Origin of the sequence: Pseudomonas sp. P7548 (genome assembly GCF_013386585.1) — a bacterium.
Classification (GTDB): Bacteria; Pseudomonadota; Gammaproteobacteria; order Pseudomonadales; family Pseudomonadaceae; genus Aquipseudomonas.
In genome coordinates, this window is sequence record NZ_JACARO010000011.1 from 171,401 (window position 1) to 191,395 (window position 19,995).

The 19,995-nt window shown below is 56.7% G+C and carries 17 protein-coding genes and 1 other RNA gene; 7 read left to right on the forward strand and 11 right to left on the reverse strand.

The window, feature by feature from the left end; genetic code table 11:
* Window positions 1-66: 66 nt before the first annotated feature.
* The 4 genes from hsdR to HX803_RS05550 form a co-directional block, all read right to left on the reverse strand.
* The gene (gene hsdR / locus HX803_RS05535; RefSeq protein ID WP_178919530.1) at window positions 67-2,433 is read right to left on the reverse strand and encodes an EcoAI/FtnUII family type I restriction enzme subunit R; all 2,367 of its coding nucleotides are present in this window, start codon (window positions 2,431-2,433) and stop codon (window positions 67-69) included.
* 489 nt (window positions 2,434-2,922) lie between these two features.
* On the reverse strand, window positions 2,923-3,861 hold the full coding sequence (locus HX803_RS05540; protein WP_256732819.1) for a hypothetical protein: 939 nt from the start codon (window positions 3,859-3,861) through the stop codon (window positions 2,923-2,925).
* 317 nt (window positions 3,862-4,178) lie between these two features.
* Window positions 4,179-5,012: an ATP F0F1 synthase synthase gene (locus HX803_RS05545; RefSeq protein WP_178919531.1), complete on the reverse strand. Its 834-nt coding sequence runs from the start codon at window positions 5,010-5,012 to the stop codon at window positions 4,179-4,181.
* 4 nt (window positions 5,013-5,016) lie between these two features.
* Window positions 5,017-5,610 (reverse strand): hypothetical protein, encoded by a 594-nt coding sequence (locus HX803_RS05550; RefSeq protein ID WP_256732820.1) that lies wholly within the window; start codon window positions 5,608-5,610, stop codon window positions 5,017-5,019.
* 1,227 nt (window positions 5,611-6,837) lie between these two features.
* Here HX803_RS05550 and HX803_RS05555 point away from each other — a divergent pair.
* Genes HX803_RS05555 through HX803_RS05570 form a run of 4 tightly spaced genes read left to right on the forward strand, consistent with a single transcriptional unit; the run spans window position 6,838 to window position 9,814 of the window.
* A complete protein-coding gene (locus tag HX803_RS05555; RefSeq protein WP_178919532.1) occupies window positions 6,838-8,244 on the forward strand; it encodes a YfjI family protein in 1,407 nt (468 codons plus the stop codon).
* Complete coding sequence (locus tag HX803_RS05560) at window positions 8,231-8,584, forward strand: hypothetical protein (protein WP_178919533.1); 354 nt, start codon at window positions 8,231-8,233, stop codon at window positions 8,582-8,584. The genes HX803_RS05555 and HX803_RS05560 overlap by 14 nt, the downstream gene beginning before the upstream one ends.
* A complete protein-coding gene (locus tag HX803_RS05565; RefSeq protein WP_178919581.1) occupies window positions 8,568-9,545 on the forward strand; it encodes an integrase domain-containing protein in 978 nt (325 codons plus the stop codon). The genes HX803_RS05560 and HX803_RS05565 overlap by 17 nt, the downstream gene beginning before the upstream one ends.
* Complete coding sequence (locus tag HX803_RS05570; RefSeq protein ID WP_178919534.1) at window positions 9,545-9,814, forward strand: hypothetical protein; 270 nt, start codon at window positions 9,545-9,547, stop codon at window positions 9,812-9,814. The genes HX803_RS05565 and HX803_RS05570 overlap by 1 nt, the downstream gene beginning before the upstream one ends.
* A gap of 161 nt (window positions 9,815-9,975) precedes the next feature.
* Here HX803_RS05570 and HX803_RS05575 read toward each other — a convergent pair whose 3' ends face one another.
* The 5 genes from HX803_RS05575 to HX803_RS05595 all read right to left on the reverse strand — a co-directional run bounded on the left by HX803_RS05575 (window position 9,976) and on the right by HX803_RS05595 (window position 16,911).
* Window positions 9,976-11,232: an integrase domain-containing protein gene (locus HX803_RS05575; protein WP_086945978.1), complete on the reverse strand. Its 1,257-nt coding sequence runs from the start codon at window positions 11,230-11,232 to the stop codon at window positions 9,976-9,978.
* A gap of 187 nt (window positions 11,233-11,419) precedes the next feature.
* Window positions 11,420-11,816, reverse strand: a transfer-messenger RNA (tmRNA) gene (gene ssrA, locus HX803_RS05580).
* Between the two features lie 101 nt (window positions 11,817-11,917).
* Window positions 11,918-12,199: a hypothetical protein gene (locus HX803_RS05585; protein WP_178919535.1), complete on the reverse strand. Its 282-nt coding sequence runs from the start codon at window positions 12,197-12,199 to the stop codon at window positions 11,918-11,920.
* A gap of 136 nt (window positions 12,200-12,335) precedes the next feature.
* Window positions 12,336-15,146: an FAD-binding and (Fe-S)-binding domain-containing protein gene (locus tag HX803_RS05590; RefSeq protein ID WP_178919536.1), complete on the reverse strand. Its 2,811-nt coding sequence runs from the start codon at window positions 15,144-15,146 to the stop codon at window positions 12,336-12,338.
* Window positions 15,147-15,216: 70 nt separating this feature from the next.
* On the reverse strand, window positions 15,217-16,911 hold the full coding sequence (locus HX803_RS05595) for a lactate permease LctP family transporter (RefSeq protein WP_178919537.1): 1,695 nt from the start codon (window positions 16,909-16,911) through the stop codon (window positions 15,217-15,219).
* 250 nt (window positions 16,912-17,161) lie between these two features.
* Between HX803_RS05595 and HX803_RS05600 the strand changes: the two genes are divergently transcribed.
* Window positions 17,162-17,929, forward strand: a complete 768-nt coding sequence (locus HX803_RS05600) for a GntR family transcriptional regulator (RefSeq protein ID WP_176998436.1) — start codon at window positions 17,162-17,164, stop codon at window positions 17,927-17,929.
* Window positions 17,930-17,965: 36 nt separating this feature from the next.
* Here the strand turns inward: HX803_RS05600 and smpB are convergent, their stop codons facing one another.
* A complete protein-coding gene (gene smpB / locus HX803_RS05605) occupies window positions 17,966-18,448 on the reverse strand; it encodes an SsrA-binding protein SmpB (RefSeq protein ID WP_176998554.1) in 483 nt (160 codons plus the stop codon).
* Window positions 18,449-18,614: 166 nt separating this feature from the next.
* Here smpB and HX803_RS05610 point away from each other — a divergent pair, with 166 nt between their 5' ends.
* Together HX803_RS05610 and HX803_RS05615 are read left to right on the forward strand one after the other, a co-directional pair.
* On the forward strand, window positions 18,615-19,049 hold the full coding sequence (locus HX803_RS05610; RefSeq protein ID WP_016973780.1) for a type II toxin-antitoxin system RatA family toxin: 435 nt from the start codon (window positions 18,615-18,617) through the stop codon (window positions 19,047-19,049).
* On the forward strand, window positions 19,042-19,344 hold the full coding sequence (locus HX803_RS05615; RefSeq protein WP_178919538.1) for an RnfH family protein: 303 nt from the start codon (window positions 19,042-19,044) through the stop codon (window positions 19,342-19,344). Before HX803_RS05610 ends, HX803_RS05615 begins: the two co-directional genes overlap by 8 nt.
* A 63-nt stretch (window positions 19,345-19,407) precedes the next feature.
* Here the strand turns inward: HX803_RS05615 and HX803_RS05620 are convergent, their stop codons facing one another.
* Window positions 19,408-19,935 (reverse strand): outer membrane protein assembly factor BamE, encoded by a 528-nt coding sequence (locus HX803_RS05620; RefSeq protein ID WP_178919539.1) that lies wholly within the window; start codon window positions 19,933-19,935, stop codon window positions 19,408-19,410.
* Window positions 19,936-19,995 lie beyond the last annotated feature (60 nt).

Consider the following 19,995-nt stretch of genomic DNA (forward strand, 5'->3'; position numbering starts at 1 on the left):
CAAGGGGGGCGAAATTCTACCGGATAGTACGAACGACTGCTTTGGCATGTCGTCGGCGCTTAGCCCTTAGCTTGCGTAAAGTTCGTCTTCCAGTTCGTGGATAGCCTTGTTGTAGCCAGCCTTGCCGCCAAAGGCTTTGACCAGCTCGATGGGCGCTCCGAACTGGCTGAAAGGGTCAAGCTGCAGGATTTTGATGTCCTCGATATGCTCGATGCCAGTATCGGCGTATTTATCCAGCAACGCCTCCAGCACCTGTCGGGCTGCGCCTGAATATTTGGCGAAATAGTTGCGCTTTTTCACCTGCTCGGCCCGCTCGCGGCGTGATAGGGCAGGCTGATCGAAGGCTACGTGGCAGATCAGATCGAACGGATCGAGCGGCTTGCCCTGTTTCTTTTCCACTTCTTCGGCCAAGGCTTCCCACATCACACCCTGGGCGGCCATCTCCTCGATGATGACTTTCTTTTGTTCGGCATCACTCCAACGCCGGAGGAAGTCGTCCAGCGAGGCGAACTGCTTTTGCACGCAGGTGCGGGTGTAGTCGTGCAGCGATTCGGTGATCAGTCGGCCATCCGGACCGTAATACTGCACACGCTCGGCGATGACATAAATCGGGACGTTGTCGATGACGTACTTGATGCGTTTTTTGCCCTCATCTTCGCCGGTAAAATCCAGGTCATCACCCTCGTTATCGTTGCCTGCGCTGATGCCATCTTCGTCGGCAAGCGGGTCATCCGGTGGTACGGGGGAGTCATCGCCTTCTGGGGCGTAGATCACCACCGGGTCGCCGTCGAAGGCAGGGTCGGCAAACAGCTCGGTGGCCTTTTTGAAGTCCATGATGGTGAACCAGTACTTGCCGTAGTCTTCGTTAATGCGAGTGCCGCGACCGATGATTTGCTTGAACTCGGTCATCGATTTGATGTGCTGGTCGAGCACAATTAGCTTGCAGGTCTGAGCATCGACGCCGGTGGTCATCAGCTTGCTGGTGGTGGCAATGACTGGGTAGCGCGCCTCCGGGTTGATGAAGTTATCCAGCTCGGCCTTGCCTTCCTGGTCATCGCCGGTGATACGCATGACGTATTTGCGATTCTCGGCCACACGCTCGGGGTTGAGGTTGACCAGGGCCTGGCGCATGCGCTCGGCGTGGTTGATGTCGTCGCAGAAGACGATGGTTTTCTGAAACGGATCGGTGGCCTTGAGGAGTTCGGTAACCTTCTGCGCCACCAGTTGGGTACGCGCCTCTATAACCAGGGTGCGGTCCATGTCTTTGAGGTTGTAGATGCGGTCTTCGATCAGCTCGCCATTCTTATCGAGCATGCCTTTGGGTGGCCGCCAGCCTTGCAGGTCTTTATCGAAGTCGATGCGCACCACTTTGTAGGGGGCCAGAAAGCCGTCTTCGATGCCTTGCTTCAAGGTGTAGCTGTAAATCGGCTCACCGAAGTAAGTGATGCTGGATACTTCTTTGGTTTCCTTTGGTGTGGCGGTAAGGCCGACATGGGTGGCGCTGGAGAAGTATTCGAGGATTTCACGCCAGGCGGAATCCTCGGAGGCGCTGCCACGGTGGCATTCGTCGATCACGATCAGGTCGAAGAAGTCGCGAGAGAACTGCTTGTAGATGTTCATCTCTTCATCAGTGCCGGTGACGGCCTGATAGAGCGACAGGTAGATCTCGTAGGAGGTATCGATCTGGCGTTTGGCGATTTTGGTCATCGCCTGGCCGAAGGGCTTGAAGTCGTTGTTCTTGGTCTGGTCAACCAGGATGTTGCGGTCGGCCAGAAACAGGATGCGTTTCTTCTGTTTCGATTTCCACAGCCGCCAGATGATTTGGAAAGCTGTGTAGGTCTTGCCGGTGCCCGTGGCCATAACCAGTAGGATACGGTCCTGGTCACGCGCTACCGCCTCAACAGTGCGGTTGATGGCATTCATCTGGTAATAGCGTGGCATGCGCCCGGAGCCGTCGTCGTAGTAGGGCGCTTCGATCTTGTGCTGGGCTGTAGTATCCAGCCCCTTCCACTGGCAGTAGCGGTGCCAGAGTTCGGCAGGGCTAGGGAATTGATCAAGGGTGAGTTCGGTTTCTACCTGGCTGCCTGTGCCACTGCGGTCGTGAAACAAGAAGCCATCTCCATTGCTGGAGAACACGAACGGTACGTCCAGCGCCTCTGCATAACCTAGGGCTTGTTGCATGCCGGAGCCAACGGAGTGCTTGTTGTCCTTTGCCTCGATCACAGCGATAGGCAGGTTGGCCTGGTGGTAGAGGATGAAGTCTGCGCGGCGTGCTTCGCCACGGCTGTGAAGTTTGCCTCGGACGATAATGCGGCCTTTGGTAAAGCTGACTTCCTCGCGCACCTGCTTGTGCATGTCCCATCCAGCTTGCTGAACGGCTGGGGCGATGTACTTGCTGCAGATGTCGCGCTCGGAAAGTGATTTCTTGTCCATGGCTGGCTATGTCCCTATGGCGTGCCGTGGACTTTACCAGATCGGGCTGGAGGCATGCTGCCAGTATTGGCACGCTGGGCTGACACGCAGCGTAGTACGCCCGGAAAGAGTACGCTTCTAATCCCTAGGTGCGTCGGTTTGCTCCATCCGCGTAATTGCCGCGCGCAGAAACGGTGCCTGTCAGGTATATGGGAATTGACGTAGACGATGCCCTTGAGATGGCAGAGCAGACCGATATCTGGCTTGGATAAGCGACGGTTGAGGCTAGGTCGTCGCTATCCGCCCCATACCGGCGTCTATTTAACAGGCGGTGAAAGCAGGCACTCAGGAGTCGGCCACAAGTCTGGCTCAGCGTGTGGCCTGTCTTATGAGCTAGCACCGGTATGCCACCCATCACTAAACATGGGGGTATGAACGAATGCGCTGGGAGCTAGTGTTTCAGCCAGAAGCGAACATCTTCAATAGGGCTATTGTTAAGGAAAAGAGGGACTACCTCGAATTTTTTGCGCTTAGCATATGCACATATTGGAAACCCGCTTGCTCCCAATCTCGCCAGTCTGGTGTCGTGTTAGGGCGCCAGGGAACATCGATAATTTCAACTAGCTTTTTTGTATCTTGTTCGTAAAACCCTGCCTGAACGCCTTCAGGAAGTTCTACAGCTAGCGGATAGGTATTTTTGTAGGCGCTATGATCAAGCTTCCATCCGGGTTCTATCTGTTCCAAAATTTCGGTCAGCCGATTTTTCTGAACTTCGGCAATTTTCTCGATGAGTTCATCAAATGTGCAGATAAGAGGTTCGCCCTCTGAAAAGTCGGAGAATCGTGCACTAGGCCGGTCCCCCACACTCTTGTCCAGCTCGCGGCCAGTCCGGATATAGAAGTTTAGTGCTCCCAAATCGAGCACATCACCTCTCAGTTCTGCTTCACTCTCAAGCACTGCCAAAATATAAATCTGTGCCGGAAAGCCATAAGTCCAGCAGTTTGCATCTTTCAGAGGGTTCCAATAAGTTGTCTTACTTATGCTCCATGTTTTGGGCGCTCTAGTGGTTTTAAATTCACACGTTGTGCCCCAAGTTAGCTGAAGGTCAAACACATCACCGTGAGGTTGGCTCTCATAGTGCTCGCGAATGCTTTGTTCGAGATCACCTTTGCGCGGATGCCAGGTGGTTAAGGTTCGCACCGTTTCGCCAACGATTTGATCAATGTTTTCAATGAAGTGTTGAACTAGGATGTACTCGATCAATACTCCACGCAGCATAGGCACAGACATGTTCGAAAAAGCCCAACCCCAAAAGCCGGAAGCTTTGTAGGGGGTTGAGAGATCACCGAGTGAAAACTTAGTTGCCTCACTGATTAGAGGGTTTTTCAAAATAGTTCCTTGAATATGGTTTGTTGTGTAGGTAAAAGATTGTTGTAGGAACAATTCCATGCGGCGCCATGTGAGAACTCTGTAGTAATTTTTGCGCTAAGTTTTCTGAAAGTTCACAAACTGCATATGTCGAGGCCAGAAGCAGTCTCATTATTAACTTGTCGTGGAAGATTTTTTACTACTGCTGGCCTATACTTGGAGTGCGAACTGACTACCGAGGGAGTCAGTGAGGCACTCCCCAGAAGCAGAAAGGCAGTGAATCACCAACGCCGTGCGCAGGCCTAGACTCTGAAACTAACGCGATCAACTTACTCAAGCAACCAGAGCTCAAATGGATATGTCAAACTGCACGCGCCATTCGAGATTCCGGTAAGGTACTATCCCAATGCTTGGACAGAGTTTGCCAAACGTTTTTCCTGTCCAAATTGGGTGGTGTAGAACCGCTGCTCTATCCCATAGATGAGCATTTTTAGATCGTTGTCCGTAGAAATGTCAAACATTCCCGAGTCTTTGTTAAATTTCAAGTTCTCGCCGCAATAGCCATCAATATAGGAGAGCATACCTTCTTTGTCCTGCTCGGGTAACGCTGCCAACGTAGCCATAGCCAGTGCAATTCGTTTTCGGTTTGGCTTTGATACTTTGTCGGCATCAAATTCATTGCGGAGGGTAATAAATGGCTCGTCGAGGAATTGTTTAACCTCTTCTTGGGTTGCCTCTTTGTAAAGCTCATCGATGCCCGGGAAAATACTGGAAATTGTCGCCAGATTTTTGAAAATTAGCACGTCAAGTGCGGAAAAATATACCGCATCCGGTTGAGCATTGATTACCAACCTCAGTCGATCATCTTCAACCTCTGCCACCTCACCAAAGACAAAGGTCTTTCGGCGCAGAAACAGAGAAGGCGTGACTTTCTGAAAGTAGAAATCATCGCCCTGAAGCGCACAGATGTGGGAAATATCCGGAAATTTATCCTTAGGTAGGTCGTCGTAGTCTTTTGCATCGAAGTCCGATGTGAGAATTTCAGAGCAGTAGGCTTGCTCTGAAAACTGTTCGACCTTAAACCAGCACTCCTCGTCCAAATTATGATCGGGGTTGTAAGGAATGCACGCGGCGAGATCAATCTCCAATTTTGGGAATAGTGTGTAATCGGAAATTAACTTGAAGATTGGCTTTTTGCGCAGTTTTTTTACTTTTACTAGTACATGGTCCATATGTTCACTCTCGCTCAATAAATGTGTAGTTATTTATTCTGAAGGCTTTGGCAATGGCGATATCACTGGGAACCTTGTATCTCTCGCGGCTAATGAGGAATATGGAGGCCTTGGATGTCGTGGTTATATTGTAGAACTCATATCCATACAGCAAAAATAAGGGATTGAAATATAATGCCTGTGACCTGAACGTAAAAATGAACAGGACCCCATATACAAAGAATAGTGTTTCCCAGTTGCTCACGCTGAGCGCCACGAAGAAATACCCCAGGTAGCTGGGTAAAAAGCTATTGTTCGCGTGCTCGATACTATCCACCTGCCCTTGCTTGAACTCGTCCTTTCCTAACAAAGAACTGAGGCGAAGACTCACTCCAGTGAGAAGGATCGGAACCAAAAGGTATAAAGCATAGGACACAGCATTCGGTGTTTTGTCTAACCAGGGAAGGCCAGGAAAGAAATGTGCCAGAGTAAGACCTTTTTGAACGAGATAAATGATGACCAGAAGCGACGTAGCATTGAAGGTCAGCAATATCCTGAATATAAAGTTAAGATCAAATCGTAACCTGTCCATAGGTTCCTTAGCGTAAAGATTAGGCATCGAAATTTCAGCACCTTAGACCGGGACGATATCAAATTGCCATATTTTCGTCTAGCGTATGCTGGTTTCGTCAGGTTGATCTGATATACGCGCTGGGCGAGATAGGCTTGCTGGGATTCGTGAAGCCGCCGCATCCCGACCAACAAGTTTCGATGCTTGTGGCTGCAATTGACGTTTGAAACTTTGCCTTTCCCGCTAAACCCTCCGATCCAGCGATCTTTGATCGCGCCGATCGGAGGGTTCACTTTTTTTCTCGAAGCTACCGCGCTCCACTTTCTCCTTTCAGATTTGATTAGCGCGGCGCCTTCCTTTGCCCCTTAGAAATTGCCCGCGATCTCTATCGAGCGTTGCGCCGTTTCAGTGTCAGAGCGGATCTTTCGTGGGGGTATAAATATAGGTGTGGCGACACCGGCGACAGCGGCGACAGCCCATGCGGAATGTGGCCTGGAGCGTGGCGACAAAAGTGGCGACAGTCGCCAATTTTGTTGCACTTTGGCCGTGACGCTTGACCGTCTTTTCGAGCGGGTATAAAAATTGGCGCACGGATCGCTGTCGTTGACAGCACCTGCCCAGATAGCCAGAACCTTCAAGGCTACGCCACTTGCGTGGTGGTTCTCCCGAAGTGCGATTAGCGTCCGGAGGCTCGCACGGTCACTCCCCAAGGGTGATGGATGCCTACTCGACTTATCTGCCCACTGCTGCAGACGATGGACCTTCCTCGCTGCGCTGCAGCAACCTCACCTTTCGGCACACTTCGCTGCGCCAGACTGCGCCCGTCTCTTTCTCCCGGAAAGAGACGGGCGCTCCTACCACTGCTGCAATCCAAATCGTACGAGGCATTGCCGCAACTCTCCTCGTGACAATCGGCCTGACAAATCCGATTCGTCGCCATCCGCAATGACGCTAGCACCGGTGCCGCAGCCCATGTAAGTGCTGCACCTGACTGACAGTCAGGCATGCCTCAGGTGTCTAGGTCTTTGCCTTCTCCCACCCAGGATATCTAGGTGCCGAACTCGTCAGTCGGCGCAGCCTCCACCCGCCCGCATCTTCGGATGCGTCTAAGGAGGCCAGATTCATGGGTTCATGCCCTTGCTCCCGGTCGTAAGGAGCCGTTCGTTCCGCGTCAGTGAACACCTCACAGGCCGCAGGGGCCTTGATCCCTGATAACACTCAACAGCCGTGGCGGGACTACGTGAGGACAACTAGCAATGAACGAGGAGAGGGCCCATGCAGCAGTTAGATCCGAAGCTTGAACTACCACGGTCCCCTCGACCGCTGATTGAGTCGAATCCCGTGGCCCAGCCTTATCCGGTGCAGGCACTGGGTGGGATTCTTTGGCCTGCGGTGGAGCGCATGGCCGAGGTCATCGGCGTGCCCCAGGCGCTGGCAGCGCAATCGGTGTTGGCGGCCTCAGCGCTGGCCACCCAAGGCCATGCGGGCTTACATCTCGACGGACGCAGTTATCCGCTGTCGCTGTACCTGATCACCGTCGCCGCGTCAGGGGATCGCAAGACGGCGACAGATCGATTTGCCTTGCTGCCAGCACGGCAATGGGAGCGTGAGCAGTGGCAGCGTTACCGCGAACAGCTTGTACGGCACCGTGCCGCACAGCGGCAGGCGCAGCGTATCAAGCCTGGCGATCCTGAGTCCGCGAACGGAATGTCGCTCGAAGCGGAGCCTTCAGCCCCGAGGCTGATCACCACGGACCCGACTATCGAGGCCCTGGTCAAGGGGCTCTGTCATGACCTACCTAGCATGGGTTTGTTCTGTGATGAGGGTGGACAATTCCTCGGCAGCAGCACCATGAGTCGGGATAACCGTTTGAAAGCGGTTACGACCTTGTCGTCACTCTGGGATGGCAGCCCGATAGATCGCGCGCGCTCCATGGTTGGTGAAAGCTTGCGAGCTTATGACCGACGCTTGAGCCTGCACCTGATGCTGCAACCGTATTTAGCCATGCAGTTACTCGGTGATCCGTTGCTGCAGGGGCAAGGCATTCTCGGTCGCTGTCTGATGACCTGGCCCTCCAGTCTGGCCGGACAGCGCAGTTATCAGGCTGTCGACTTGTCGAAAGATGGCGCCCTAAAGCGCTATCACCATCGCCTCTCTGCCCTGTTTCATCAGCCTTGGTCACTGTCTCCTGATGGTGCTTTGCAGTTATCACCGCTAACCCTCTGTCCGTTAGCCCGCCGTCGCTGGATTGATTTGCATGATGCCATCGAAGCTCAGCTGGGTGAGTTTGGTGAGCTGGCCAGCGTACGGCCCAGCGGATCGAAGGCCGCCGATAACCTGCTGCGCGTCGCCGGCATTCTGGCCGTCGTGGAGGAGAGCAGCGTCGTGGAGGTCGACCATATCCAACGGGCCTCGGCCTTAGTTGGCTACTACCTCACCGAGATCCAGCCACTGACTGAGCAGGAACCAGTGTGTCGAATTAAGGAGGAGGCGGACCGGCTGCTGCGCTGGCTCCAGGTCAAAGATTGGAAGCGCTTCAGTATTCGAGACCTGAACCGCAACGGTCCCCGGTTTGCCCGTAAGAGCAGTCGTCATGCCGCCAAGCTGTTGGTCGAGTTGATTGATCATCAGTGGCTGATCACCGACGGCCACACCTTCGAGGTGCGCCATGTTCAATCTTGACGAAGCGTTGCGTAACCATCTGGCTCTGCGCCAAAAGGAGCCAAAAGCGCGATTTGTCGCCGCGTCTGTCGCCACTTTGTCGCCACGCTCAAAGCCAGGCAGGACAAGGGGTGTCGCCGCTGTCGCCGGTGTCGCCACCACCCGTAAAACTATCACCTCGACGACAGCCATTATTCAGTGGTTGAAAGAGGAGGGCGCGCATCTCTACGTCACTGACAACACGCTGTGTTTTCGCCCGACTGATTGGGCTCAGTTCGCCATCGTGAGTGCGAACTGGCGAGCCCTTTTGCATGATCTCGCTGCAGTCGATCAGGAACAGAAAAATGGCTCGGGTCGGTAAGCGAGCGGGGCGTAATTTTGGCTTCGGTCGCCAGCTCAGCTATGCCGGACCGCAAGCCCTGAAAGATCTGTTTGGCGACGGCCATTTTGCTACCGTCAAAGCCCATAGCGATCGCTGGCAGGCCTTCGTGCGTTGGTGTCGATCTGAGGAAGGGCCGAGGCTGAATGACGCGCGACAGATCGACCGTGACACCCTCATGCGGTACGCCATTTATGTGAGGGAGCAAGTTAATCAGGGCAACGTCGGCATTGCCACCGCGCAGAATCGACTGTCCAGCGTGAACCGAACCATGGCCGCGCTGCGCGGTGATCAGTACGTCAAAATCCCCAGTCCGAGTAAGGCGCTAGGCCTGCAGCGCTCAAGCGTGCGTAGTGAGGCACCGCAAGGCCAAGACCGCCCGCAGGTCGAGCTGATCGCACGGGCGCTGTCAGAGCGAGGTCAGCAACGAGTCAGCGCAATTGTGCAACTGGCCCGAGAGACGGGCATGCGCCTGCGTGAAGCGATCTTGGCGGACCTTCCACGGTTGCAACGGGAGGCTCAACGCCTGGGGAAGATCAACATCCAGGACGGTACCAAAGGCGGTCGGTCAGGCGCATCTGCACCGCGTTGGATTACGGTCACGGATCAAGTCCGTGGCGCCCTAGATAGAGCCAGTGAGTTATCACCCACGGGCAGCAGGAACCTGTTAGCACCCGACGAAAGCTACAGAGACTTCATACAGACAGTCGTGCGACCGGCACGGGACCTCCTGCATGAGCATGGATTGAAAGGCTTTCATGAGCTGCGAGCGGCTTACGCCTGTGAGCGCTATGAGCAACTGACCGGCTTCTCTGCACCCGTCAATGGCGGTCGTGGCCATCGAGAAGATCGAGAGCTTGATCAGCGTGCACGACAGCAGATCAGCCATGAGTTGGGACATAACCGCATCGATGTGGTGAGTGCCTACATCGGAGGTCGGTGATGAAGTTTGAATTCGACATGGCGCTGTTTCTGAGTCCCGTGCTCAAAGGTGCGCATGCCACGCGGCAGCGGCACATTAGACAAGCAGAAAGGATGCACGAGGTGATTCGTGAGCGCTGGGGTTGCGCGACTCCCTGGTCCTGGAGAGAAAAGCACGTGAGATGGTTTCTGGAGCACTACCTGCGATGCTCAGCTCCAGCTACCGTCTACTACTACGAATTAACAGCAGGGGTGATCCGCCGGAGAAAAGCGAAATTCGGGGTTGTCTGATAGATCTTTTAAGCGTGAGCCCCTGAGTATGGGAATGCGGAGCCTTCCCATACTCAGGGGCTTGGCTGAAGATGCGCAGCCATGCGAGAGATTTATCGACCGTCGTCATTTCTGTCGCCATGCTCCTCGACACGGATGACATGGATTGTTGCCGGTTAAGCTCAGCGTATCGGCACCACGTTACGGTCCCTGGTTTGATTGATCGCAGATGCCGATAGGCTACCGGTGGCCGCCTTCTGAATATGATCACTCCACCAGGCCATCATCGGACGCCGGCGTTCGATGTAATCCGTCCGGTTGTAGGCGCTACGAACTTCGTCCTTGTCGACATGCGCCAGCGCGACCTCGATCAGCTCCGGATCCCAGCCATGCTCATTCAGGATGGTGCTCGCCATCGAGCGCAAGCCGTGGCTGACTAGGCGGTCCTGAAAGCCCATGCGCTTCAACGCCATGTTGGCGGTCTGGCTATTGGCATGGGTGCGGGGGTTTCTATCTGAAGGGAACACGTACTCTCTGTTACCGCTGAGTTGCTTGAGCGTCTCCAGTAACGAAAGTGCCTGATCGGTAAGAGGGATTGTGTGCGGCCGACGCTTTTTCATGCGCTCTGGCGGAATGGTCCAAATGCGCTTGTCGAAGTCGATATCTGCCCATCGTGTGGTAGCTGCTTCGGCAGGGCGGGTCATTGTGTGCAACTGCCATTCGATCAGGCAGCGGGTCGTGCGCTTGATGCTGGCGTTCGCGATTTCCATCATGAGCTCGGGAAGCTCCTCAGGTGGTAGCGCAGCCATGTTCTCTTTCTTGGGTTTCTTGAACACCGCCCGAATTCCATTGAGGGGGTTCGCAAATATCAGTCCCGAGTTGACCCCGTAGGTCATGATCTCGTTGAGTCGTTGGCTCAATCTTTTCACGGTTTCGAGGCTCCCTTTGGCCTCGATTGGGCGAAGGATTTTGATAACCATCGGAGCAGTGATTTGAGAGAGCGGCGTTGTTTTCATGCTAGGGAAAACATGAAGCGTCAGCGATCTCCAAATGTCTTCGGCGTAGGCTTTGGTTACGGAGTCTTTCTTCAGCTCGAACCAGGCAGTGGCCACCTTCTCGAAAGTGTGTTCAGTCTCAGCAAGTTTGGCTTGCCTTACCTCATCACGCTGGGTTTTGGGATCAGTGCCTAAAGCGAGCAACTCACGCGCCTCTGCGGCTTTCTTCCGGGCGTTGGCTAGCGAGAGGTCGGGGTATGGACCAAGCGCCATGTTGATACGGCTTCTGGTCAACGGCTCGCGGTAATTAAAATTCCACATCATCGAGCCGCTCGCGCGTACTCGAAGCTGCAAGCCATCGCCGTCGCTGAGGACGAAGTCTTTACCAGTTGCCTTGACTGCCTTGAGCTGGCGATCGGAGAGGCGGGTTGCGTTAGTAGGCATGGGGGCTACCTCCAGCACCGTTTTGGTATCCTGAAAATAGCATTTGGTAGTCCGGGATACCACCTGGGATACCAATGCGCCTGGAACTCAGAAATCCTCCAAAGCCCCAAAAAGAGCTGAAACCCCCTGTATTTACTGGATTTCAGGCACAAAAAAAGACGTCCGTGGACGTCTTTAGATGTTGAAGTGGTGGAGCCGGGGGGATTTGAACCCCCGTCCGCCAGTACTCCGCTGTCGGTACTACATGCGTAGCCGTTTCTATTAAGTTAACCCTCAGCGACCCGAAGGGCAGGGTGCTTTGGGCGAGTTGTGTAAGTTTTAGCCGCTTCGTCCACAACGTACTGCACGGCGATTCTGTTCTATATGACAATCACTTTGGGTTTACAGACATCCCCTGGTGATTGCTGGACCCGAAGGTACCAGAAGCTCAGGGCTAAGGCTGCTTACGCAGCGAGAGCGAATTCCTGGCCGTAGTTATCGTCATTGGCAACTATAAGAAGTTGCAACAGTGGATTTACGAGTTCTGTTACCAACTCGGCATGCACCTAAAGTTTCGCAACCGGCGTCGAATCCTAAACGGCCCCGTGCTTGTAACTCGTTGTTTCTTAGTGAGTGACAAGCTCATGCAGTGTACGCCAAACGGTCACAGAAGGCCAACCCGAAGGTTAGCCTTGAGCATCCGTGATTACTGATTGCCGCCTTTGTCGCCGTTCTGCAGGTCTTGCAGGGCTTTGGAGGTGATCTCGATGCACTTCTTGTCATCGCCGGCCGCATGGGCTGCCTTGGCCTGGGAGACGGCGGTGTCGATTTCTCCCTTTTTGCCACTGGTGTCGGTGGCGAGCAGAGCTTGGCCGTTATTGATTTTGTCCAGGTTGATTTTGCACAGGTCGGTTTCACCGGCCGCGAAAACAGGGGAGGCCAGCATCGCAGCGGTAATGAACAAGCCAGCAAGAGCGGAACGCTTCATAGGGTATCTCCTTGCGCAAAAGGGCTCGACGCTGCTGGCGTTCAACGGCTGCCAGCGACATCACGGATGGGCCTCGTTCGTCGAGGCCTATGCAGATGACTGCGCCGGCGCGCAAGGGTTCTGTTTTTTTGCAGGATCAGTGGGCGCGGGCCTGGGTGACCCGGTCCACGAGGTACACCAGCCCGTGGTAATCGATGCCGCCGTGCTGGCTCAGGCCGATCTCGCAGGTGCGGCTGGTGGAGATGCCTTCAGTGCAATATTGCACGGCGTCCTTGAGCGATCGCAGTGAGTGGGCGTTGAGTTCCGGTGTGGTAAAGCCTTTGTCGCCGGCAAAGCCGCAGCAATGAATGCCTTCCGGGACCACCACGGTTTTGGCGCAGTGCCGCGCCAGGTCAATCAAGGCCTGGCTTTCGCCCAGGTGCTGGGTGCTGCAGGTGACGTGTACGGCGATGGGGGCTTCCTGTGGGGTGAAGTCCAGGCGATCCATCAAATGGGTGCGGATAAAACGCACCGGGTCGTACAGGTCCAGCCGCGTTTCGCCGAGGTCCTGCACCAGTCGCAGGGTGCAGGGGCTAGTGTCGCAGTAGATCGGGTCGAGGCCGCCACGGCTGGCATGGAGCAGGGCGCCGATCAGTTCCTGGCGTTTGTGCTCGGCCTGTTCGGCGTAGCCTTTGGACGCGAAGGGCTGGCCGCAGCAGAGGCTGTCCTGGTTATCCGGCAACACCACTTGGTAACCGGCTTTTTCCAGCAGGCCACGGGTTTTGTCGTACAGCGACATCTGTTCCTTGTCGTCGGCGGAAGGGCCCATCGCCCGTGAGACGCAGGCCGCCAGGTACACCACGCGCGGTCGTTCGTCGGCGACGGCGGGGCTGAAGCGAATGGCTTTTTCCGGTTGCGGCATGGCGTTGGTCCACTGCGGGATCTGCCCTTTGGACAACTGGGTGATTTTCGCTGACAGCTTCGCCAGGCGCGGCGCCCCCAGCAGCATGCGGGCGCCATTGGCGACGTGCAGGGTAAAGCGCGCGCCTTGCAGGGCGGTCGAGAAATGGCTGGCGAGCCATTCGGCGGTTTTCGGACGATCCGCCTCCTGGGCGCGCAGCTTTTTCACCAGGTCGCCGGTGTTGATGCCCACAGGGCAGCGCTGGGCGCACAGGCCGGTGGCGGCGCAAGTGTCGATGCCTTGATAGTGGTAGGCCGCTTCCAGCTCGGTGGTGTCGATGCCTGCACGTTTTTTAGCCTGAATATCGCGCCAGATCACGATGCGCTGGCGTGGGCTCAAGGTCAGGCCTTTGGAGGGGCACACTGGCTCGCAGAAGCCGCACTCGATGCACTTGTCCACAAGCTCGTCGGCGGCCGGCAAGGGCTTGAGGTGCTTGAGGTGGATCTGCGGGTCTTCGCTGAGCACCACGTCGGGGTTGAGAATGCCGTTGGGGTCGAGCAGGCGTTTGAGTTGCCACATCAGTTGATAGGCTTCGCTGCCCCATTCCAGCTCGACAAAAGGCGCCATGTTGCGGCCGGTGCCGTGCTCGGCTTTCAGCGAGCCGCCAAACTCCACGGCCACCAACTGTGCAACGTCGTCCATGAACGCTTGGTAGCGTGTGACTTCTTCGCTGCTGTTGAAGCCTTGGGTGAACACAAAGTGCAGATTGCCTTCCAGGGCGTGTCCGAAAAGGATGGCTTCGTCGTAGTGATGTTTGTCGAACAACTCGATCAAGCGGTTCACGCCAATGGCCAGTTGCTCGACCGGAAAGGTCACGTCTTCGATGATCACCGTTGTGCCGGTTTTGCGCACGGCGCCGACGGCGGGAAAGGTGTCTTTGCGGATGGCCCACAGGCGGGCGTTTTCCACGGGGTCTTCGGTGAAGTCGACCTGTTTTTCCACAGGGAAAGCGACCAGGGACGCCATGATCAGGGCCAGTTGTTCCTGCAGCAATGAGGGCGACGCGGCGCGGGATTCGATCAACAGCGCGCAGGCATTTTCCGACAGGTGCTGTACGAAGGCGGGCATGCCTGGTTTGTTCTGCACCGAGCGCAGGCTGCGTCGGTCCAGCAGTTCGACAGCCGAGACCGGTTGGGTCTTCAGCACGGTCACTGCGTTGCAGCACGTCTCGACATCCGGGAACACAATCAGCGCCGACGCTTTGTTCGGGTGGTCGATCACGGTGTTGTAGGTCACCGCGCTGATGAACCCCAGCGTGCCCTCGGAACCCACTAGCAGGTGGCTCAGGATGTCCAGCGGCTCATCGAAATCCACCAAGGCGTTGAGTGACAGGCCGGTGGTGTTTTTCAAGCGATATTTGTGGCGGATTCTTGCAGCCAGTTCAGTGTTGGCCCGCGTCTCGCGCCCGAGTGCGGCGAGGCGTTCCAGCAAGGGGCCGTGCTGCTTTCTAAACGCGATAACGCTGGCCGCATCTTCGGTATCCAGGCGGCTGCCATCGGCCAATACCAGGCGGATGCCCGCCAGGGTGTGGTAGGTATTCTGCCCGGTGCCGCAGCACATGCCGCTGGCGTTGTTGGCCACGATGCCGCCGATCTTGCAGGCGTTGATCGAGGCCGGGTCGGGCCCGATCTTGCGGCCGAACGGCGCCAGCCACGCGTTGGCCTGGGCGCCGATCACACCGGGTTGCAGGCGGATCTGGGTGCCTTGCCCGCGAATCTCGCGACCGTTCCAGTTGTCGCCGAGTACCAGCAGGACCGAATCGCTGATGGCTTGGCCGGACAAGCTGGTGCCAGCCGCGCGGAAGGTTACCGGCACGCGATCGCGCTGGGCCAGTTGCAACAGCGCTACCACTTCGTCTTCCGACTCCACGCGGATAACCAGCTGTGGGATCAGTCGGTAAAAGCTCGCGTCGGTGCCGAAGGCGAGGGTGGAAAGGGGATCGTCGAAGCGTCGATCTTTCGGGATCAGTTGTGCGACGTCGCTCAGAAAAGCAGCAGGCAGGCTCATCGGTCCTCCAGAAATAGCAGACGCCGGACGCAGTGTCCGGCGTCGATTCTTACCTTGTGACGTGCAGGTCTCAGTGCACCAGCATACCGGTGAACCAGTAGGCCTGGGCCAGGGTGATCAGCCCGACGATGGTGGCGAAAAACAGGCTGTGCTTGAGGGTGAAGCGGAACAGGTCGGATTCCTTGCCCACCAGCCCGGTTGCTGCACACGCCACGGCGATCGATTGCGGCGAGATCATCTTGCCGGTCACGCCACCGCTGGTGTTCGCCGCGACCAGCAGGGTGTCGTTGACACCGATCTGGTGTGCGGTGGTGGCTTGCAACGAACTGAACAGGGCGTTGGATGACGTATCGGAACCTGTCAGGAAAACCCCCAACCAGCCGAGGAATGGCGAGAAGAACGGGAAGGCTGCACCCGTCGCCGCCAAGACCAGTGCCATGGTTGATGACATGCCGGAGTAGTTGGTGACGAACGCGAACGCCAGCACCATGCCAATGGACAGGATTGGCCAGCGCAGTTCGTAGAAAGTCTCTTTTAAAGTGGTAAGACCAGTTTTGACGTCGATCTTGAGCACCAGCATCGAGACCAGTGCGGAGAAGAAAATCGCAGTGCCAGTCGCAGAGATCGGGTCCAGCTTGAACACCGCAGGAATAGCGGTCGGGTTGGTCACGATTGGGGCAACTTTGATCACCAACTGATCAAGGTGCGGGATTGCGAAGTTGAACACCCAGCCGTACATCGAGCCGCCAGCGGCGAACATCGCCTTGAAGGGCTTGAGGGTCCAGATAGTGACCAGCACCGTGAGGATCAGGAACGGCGACCAGGCTTTGAAAATCTGCCCCAGGCTGTAGGGCGATGCAGTTGTGCTGCGCGGCTGGCCGAAGCCTCCAACGCTGGCGGTAATCGCGGCGCTGGAGGTGGCGCCTGCGATTTGCGCACCGGCCGTGCGCTTGGGTTGCCAGACTTTCAGGAACAGGGTCAGGGCAATCAGGCTGGCCAGGGCGGATGTGATGTCCGGCAGTTCCGGGCCGATGAAATTGGACGTGAAGTATTGAGTGACGGCAAAGCTCAAACCCGCGACCAATGCGGCCGGCCAGGTTTCGCGAACACCGCGCAGGCCGTCCATCATGAACACCAGCCAGAACGGCACGAACAGCGACAGCAGGGGCAGTTGGCGGCCGGTCATGGCGCCGATCTTGAACGCGTCAATGCCAGTGACTTGGCCAGCAACGATGATCGGGATTCCCAGGGCGCCGAAGGCTACCGGCGCGGTGTTGGCGATCAGGCACAGGCCTGCAGCGTACAACGGGTTGAAACCCAGGCCGACCAGCAGCGCGGCAGTGATCGCCACCGGCGCGCCGAAACCGGCAGCCCCTTCCAGGAACGCGCCGAAGCAGAAACCGATCAGCAATACCTGCAGGCGTTGGTCGTCAGTGATCGACAGGACTGAGCTGCGGATGATTTCGAATTGGCCGCTCTTGACGGTGAGTTTGTACAAGAAGACTGCTGCGACGATGATCCACGCAATCGGCCAAAGGCCGTAGGCAAAGCCGTAGCCCGCGGCGGCCAGCGCCATGTCCACCGGCATCTGGAAGGCGAAGATCGCCACCAGGATCGACAGCGCCAATGTGATGCTGCCGGCCACATGGCCTTTGAGGCGGAACACGGCCAGCGCCAGGAAGAAGAACACGATCGGAATAACGGCGGCCAATGCGGACAGGCCGAGGCTGCCGAGTGGGCTGTAGAGCTGTTGCCAGGTTTGCATAGGGGATGGCCCTGATTGTTGTTGTTTGGTCAGCTTGGATAATTGGTAATACCAATTTACAGTTGCTGTCGGCTAGAGTAAAAGCCTTGCCAGGGGTGTGTCAATTTGCCGCCCGCGAAACTTTGGTCGTAGGTGCGTGGGGGTGGGGTTCTGATCGGGTCAATCGAAGGCGTTCTGATAGGTGCTGCGAGCGCGGCGATAGGCCAGAATAGAGGCCCTGGCGAGTGGTCGGGGTTGTGGAGAATGAGTGATGGGGTTTGATCAGGTGCGTTCGCGCCGTTTGTCTGACGATATTGTCGAGCAGCTTGAGGGCATGATCCTTGAGGGCACGCTGAAGTCGGGCGAGCGCTTGCCCGCTGAGCGCGCATTGGCGGAGCAGTTTGGCGTGTCTCGCCCGTCGTTGCGGGAGGCGATTCAGAAACTGGCGGCCAAGGGGTTGCTGGTCAGTCGGCAGGGCGGCGGTAACTATGTGGCCGAGTCCCTGGGCTCAACCTTCAGTGACCCGCTGCTGCACCTGCTGGAAAACAACCCCGAGGCGCAGCGTGACCTGCTGGAATTTCGCCAGACGCTTGAGGCGTCTTGTGCCTATTACGCGGCGTTGCGTGCTACCGAAGTTGATCGTGAGCGACTGACCACTGCATTCGAAGCCTTGCAGGATTGTTACACGCGCGCCGATGAGGTGAGCCGGGCGGAGGAAGGGGCGGCCGACGCAAGGTTTCACCTGGCGATTGCCGAGGCCAGCCACAACGCGGTGTTGCTGCACACCATTCGCGGCTTGTTCGATCTGCTCAAGCGAAACGTGGTGACCAACATCGGTGGCATGTACCAGCAGCGTACGGAAACCCGCGACATGCTGATCAATCAGCATCGGGATTTGTACCTGGCGATTATCGAAGGGCGGGCGGAGCAGGCGCGGGAAGTCTCAACACGTCACCTGCTGTACGTGCAGGAAGTGTTGGAAGAAGTGCGTCAGGAAGTGCAGCGCGTAGCGCGAGCGGAGCGTCGCAAGGGCCTGTAGCCTGGGATGTGTCCCAAGGCTACGGCGTTGCAGGAATTACTCTTCCTTGCCCTTGTTGCGCACAGCGCGATGCAATTCACGGTTGGAATCGCGCTCGCGCTCGGTGTCGCGCTTGTCGTACTCCTTCTTGCCCTTGCCCAGAGCGATCTCGCATTTGACGAGATGCTTGCTCCAGTACCAGGACAGGCAGACGCACGCGTAGCCTTTTTGCTGCACGGACGCGGCGAGCTTTTCCAGTTCGCGGGCATTGAGCAGCAGCTTGCGCGTACGCACCGGGTCGGCAATCACGTGGGTGCTCGCGGTGGTCAGCGGGGTGATATGACTGCCGAGCAGCCACGCCTCGCCATCCTTGAGCAGCACATAGCTGTCGACCAGCTGCAGCTTGTTGGCACGCAGACTCTTTACTTCCCAGCCGGCCAGGACCAGACCAGCCTCGAAACGATGTTCGATGAAGTAATCGTGTCGCGCTTTTTTATTTTGCGCGATGGTCCCTGTGGGGTGTTTCTTTTGTTTAGCCATAGGGGCGGCATTATAGGGAGTTGCGAGCGTGTCGGCTACGGTCAACCTGCGTGCTTGAGCGTGTTGGACGAATCCCGGACAATGCGGGCAATTCTTTGGTTTTTTTCTCTCGCGGATCGGGCTGTTTTTTCGCGATGTTTGCCTCAGCAGTGGAAATAACGCTCACATGACGACGCACATTCAACGCTCGGCCTTGCTGCCTTATCCGGCGCAGGCGCTCTATGACCTGGTCAACGACGTGGCGCGTTACCCGGAATTCTTGCCGTGGTGCTCTGCCGCCGAGGTGCTGGAAAGCAGCGATGAGCATATGGTTGCCAGTGTCGGGGTGGCGAAGGGCGGTCTTAGCCAGCATTTTGTTACGCGCAATGTGCTGGTGCCGGGCAAGTCCATCGAAATGAACCTGCAGGAAGGGCCGTTCACCCAGTTGCATGGGGTGTGGGTGTTCAAGGCACTGACGGACAAAGCCTGCAAGATCAGCCTGGACCTGTCCTTTGATTACGCAGGCCCTATCGTGCGGGCGACGTTGGGGCCTTTGTTCAATCAAGCGGCCAATACGTTGGTGGATGCGTTCTGTCAGCGGGCCAAGCAACTGCATGGTTGAGATTGAGGTGGTGTATGCCGCCGAAGACCGTCAGGTGCTGGTCGCGGTTGCGGTTGCGTCGGGTACCAGCTTGAGGGCAGCAGTGTTGGCGTCGGATATTGCTCGGGCGTTTCCTGGCCTGGAACTCGCGGATTGTCCGCTGGGGATTTTCGGTAAGGTGGTAGTCGACCCGGATACGCAAGCAGTGAAGGCCGGCGATCGCATCGAGATTTACCGGCCGCTACTGGCTGATCCTAAAGAAGTGCGGCGGCTGCGCGCGGTCAAGGCGGCATTGGCCAAGCAGCAGAATACTTAGGCGAGCCAAACGACAGGCAACAAAAAGCCCGGCATGCCGGGCTTTTTGTTGAGCGCCGCGTTATTACTGCGGGCTGGCGTCCAGAGGTTCTGGCGTCGGGACTGGAACGGTTTTCACGCCGTCGACGTCCTTCTGGATCTGGTCGAGCAAGGAGCCTGGCTTGGCCGGTACTTCGGATTTCGGCTTTTCCGCGTCCTGCGCAGGGGCCGTCACATTGGTACCGTTGTCCTTGCCAAGCAGGGCTTCATCACGGCTTACGCCGGGCATGAAGTCACCGGACAGGCTGACAAGCTGGTCATTGCCATTAAAGATGACGCTGACACGCTCTTGTTGGCGTTCACCGCCACCCGGTTGAATGCTGTAGAGATAATCCCAGCGATCGGCATGGAAAGTGTCGGTCAGCAGGGGGTTACCCATGATAAACCGTACTTGCCGTCGGGTCATTCCCGGGCGCAACTGGTCTATCATATCCTGCGTGACGACATTGCCCTGCTGGATGTCGATTTTGTAAACCCCGGGGAATGAACAACCGGCGAGTGCGAGCAGTCCCACAAAGGTGAAACTGGTTAGCAAGAGCTTGGTGTTTTGCATCGGTGGGCGACTTCCACTATCTTGGCTGGGACAACGTAAACGCCGATCATACCCGTATTA

Bases quoted from the DNA above. Each gene is read 5' to 3' on its own strand.
- hsdR (WP_178919530.1), bottom strand. From the start codon at position 2,433: ATGGACAAGAAATCACTTTCCGAGCGCGACATCTGCAGCAAGTACATC.
- HX803_RS05540 (WP_256732819.1), bottom strand. From the start codon at position 3,861: ATGGAATTGTTCCTACAACAATCTTTTACCTACACAACAAACCATATT.
- HX803_RS05545 (WP_178919531.1), bottom strand. From the start codon at position 5,012: ATGGACCATGTACTAGTAAAAGTAAAAAAACTGCGCAAAAAGCCAATC.
- HX803_RS05550 (WP_256732820.1), bottom strand. From the start codon at position 5,610: ATGCCTAATCTTTACGCTAAGGAACCTATGGACAGGTTACGATTTGAT.
- HX803_RS05555 (WP_178919532.1), top strand. From the start codon at position 6,838: ATGCAGCAGTTAGATCCGAAGCTTGAACTACCACGGTCCCCTCGACCG.
- HX803_RS05560 (WP_178919533.1), top strand. From the start codon at position 8,231: ATGTTCAATCTTGACGAAGCGTTGCGTAACCATCTGGCTCTGCGCCAA.
- HX803_RS05565 (WP_178919581.1), top strand. From the start codon at position 8,568: ATGGCTCGGGTCGGTAAGCGAGCGGGGCGTAATTTTGGCTTCGGTCGC.
- HX803_RS05570 (WP_178919534.1), top strand. From the start codon at position 9,545: ATGAAGTTTGAATTCGACATGGCGCTGTTTCTGAGTCCCGTGCTCAAA.
- HX803_RS05575 (WP_086945978.1), bottom strand. From the start codon at position 11,232: ATGCCTACTAACGCAACCCGCCTCTCCGATCGCCAGCTCAAGGCAGTC.
- HX803_RS05585 (WP_178919535.1), bottom strand. From the start codon at position 12,199: ATGAAGCGTTCCGCTCTTGCTGGCTTGTTCATTACCGCTGCGATGCTG.
- HX803_RS05590 (WP_178919536.1), bottom strand. From the start codon at position 15,146: ATGAGCCTGCCTGCTGCTTTTCTGAGCGACGTCGCACAACTGATCCCG.
- HX803_RS05595 (WP_178919537.1), bottom strand. From the start codon at position 16,911: ATGCAAACCTGGCAACAGCTCTACAGCCCACTCGGCAGCCTCGGCCTG.
- HX803_RS05600 (WP_176998436.1), top strand. From the start codon at position 17,162: ATGGGGTTTGATCAGGTGCGTTCGCGCCGTTTGTCTGACGATATTGTC.
- smpB (WP_176998554.1), bottom strand. From the start codon at position 18,448: ATGGCTAAACAAAAGAAACACCCCACAGGGACCATCGCGCAAAATAAA.
- HX803_RS05610 (WP_016973780.1), top strand. From the start codon at position 18,615: ATGACGACGCACATTCAACGCTCGGCCTTGCTGCCTTATCCGGCGCAG.
- HX803_RS05615 (WP_178919538.1), top strand. From the start codon at position 19,042: ATGGTTGAGATTGAGGTGGTGTATGCCGCCGAAGACCGTCAGGTGCTG.
- HX803_RS05620 (WP_178919539.1), bottom strand. From the start codon at position 19,935: ATGCAAAACACCAAGCTCTTGCTAACCAGTTTCACCTTTGTGGGACTG.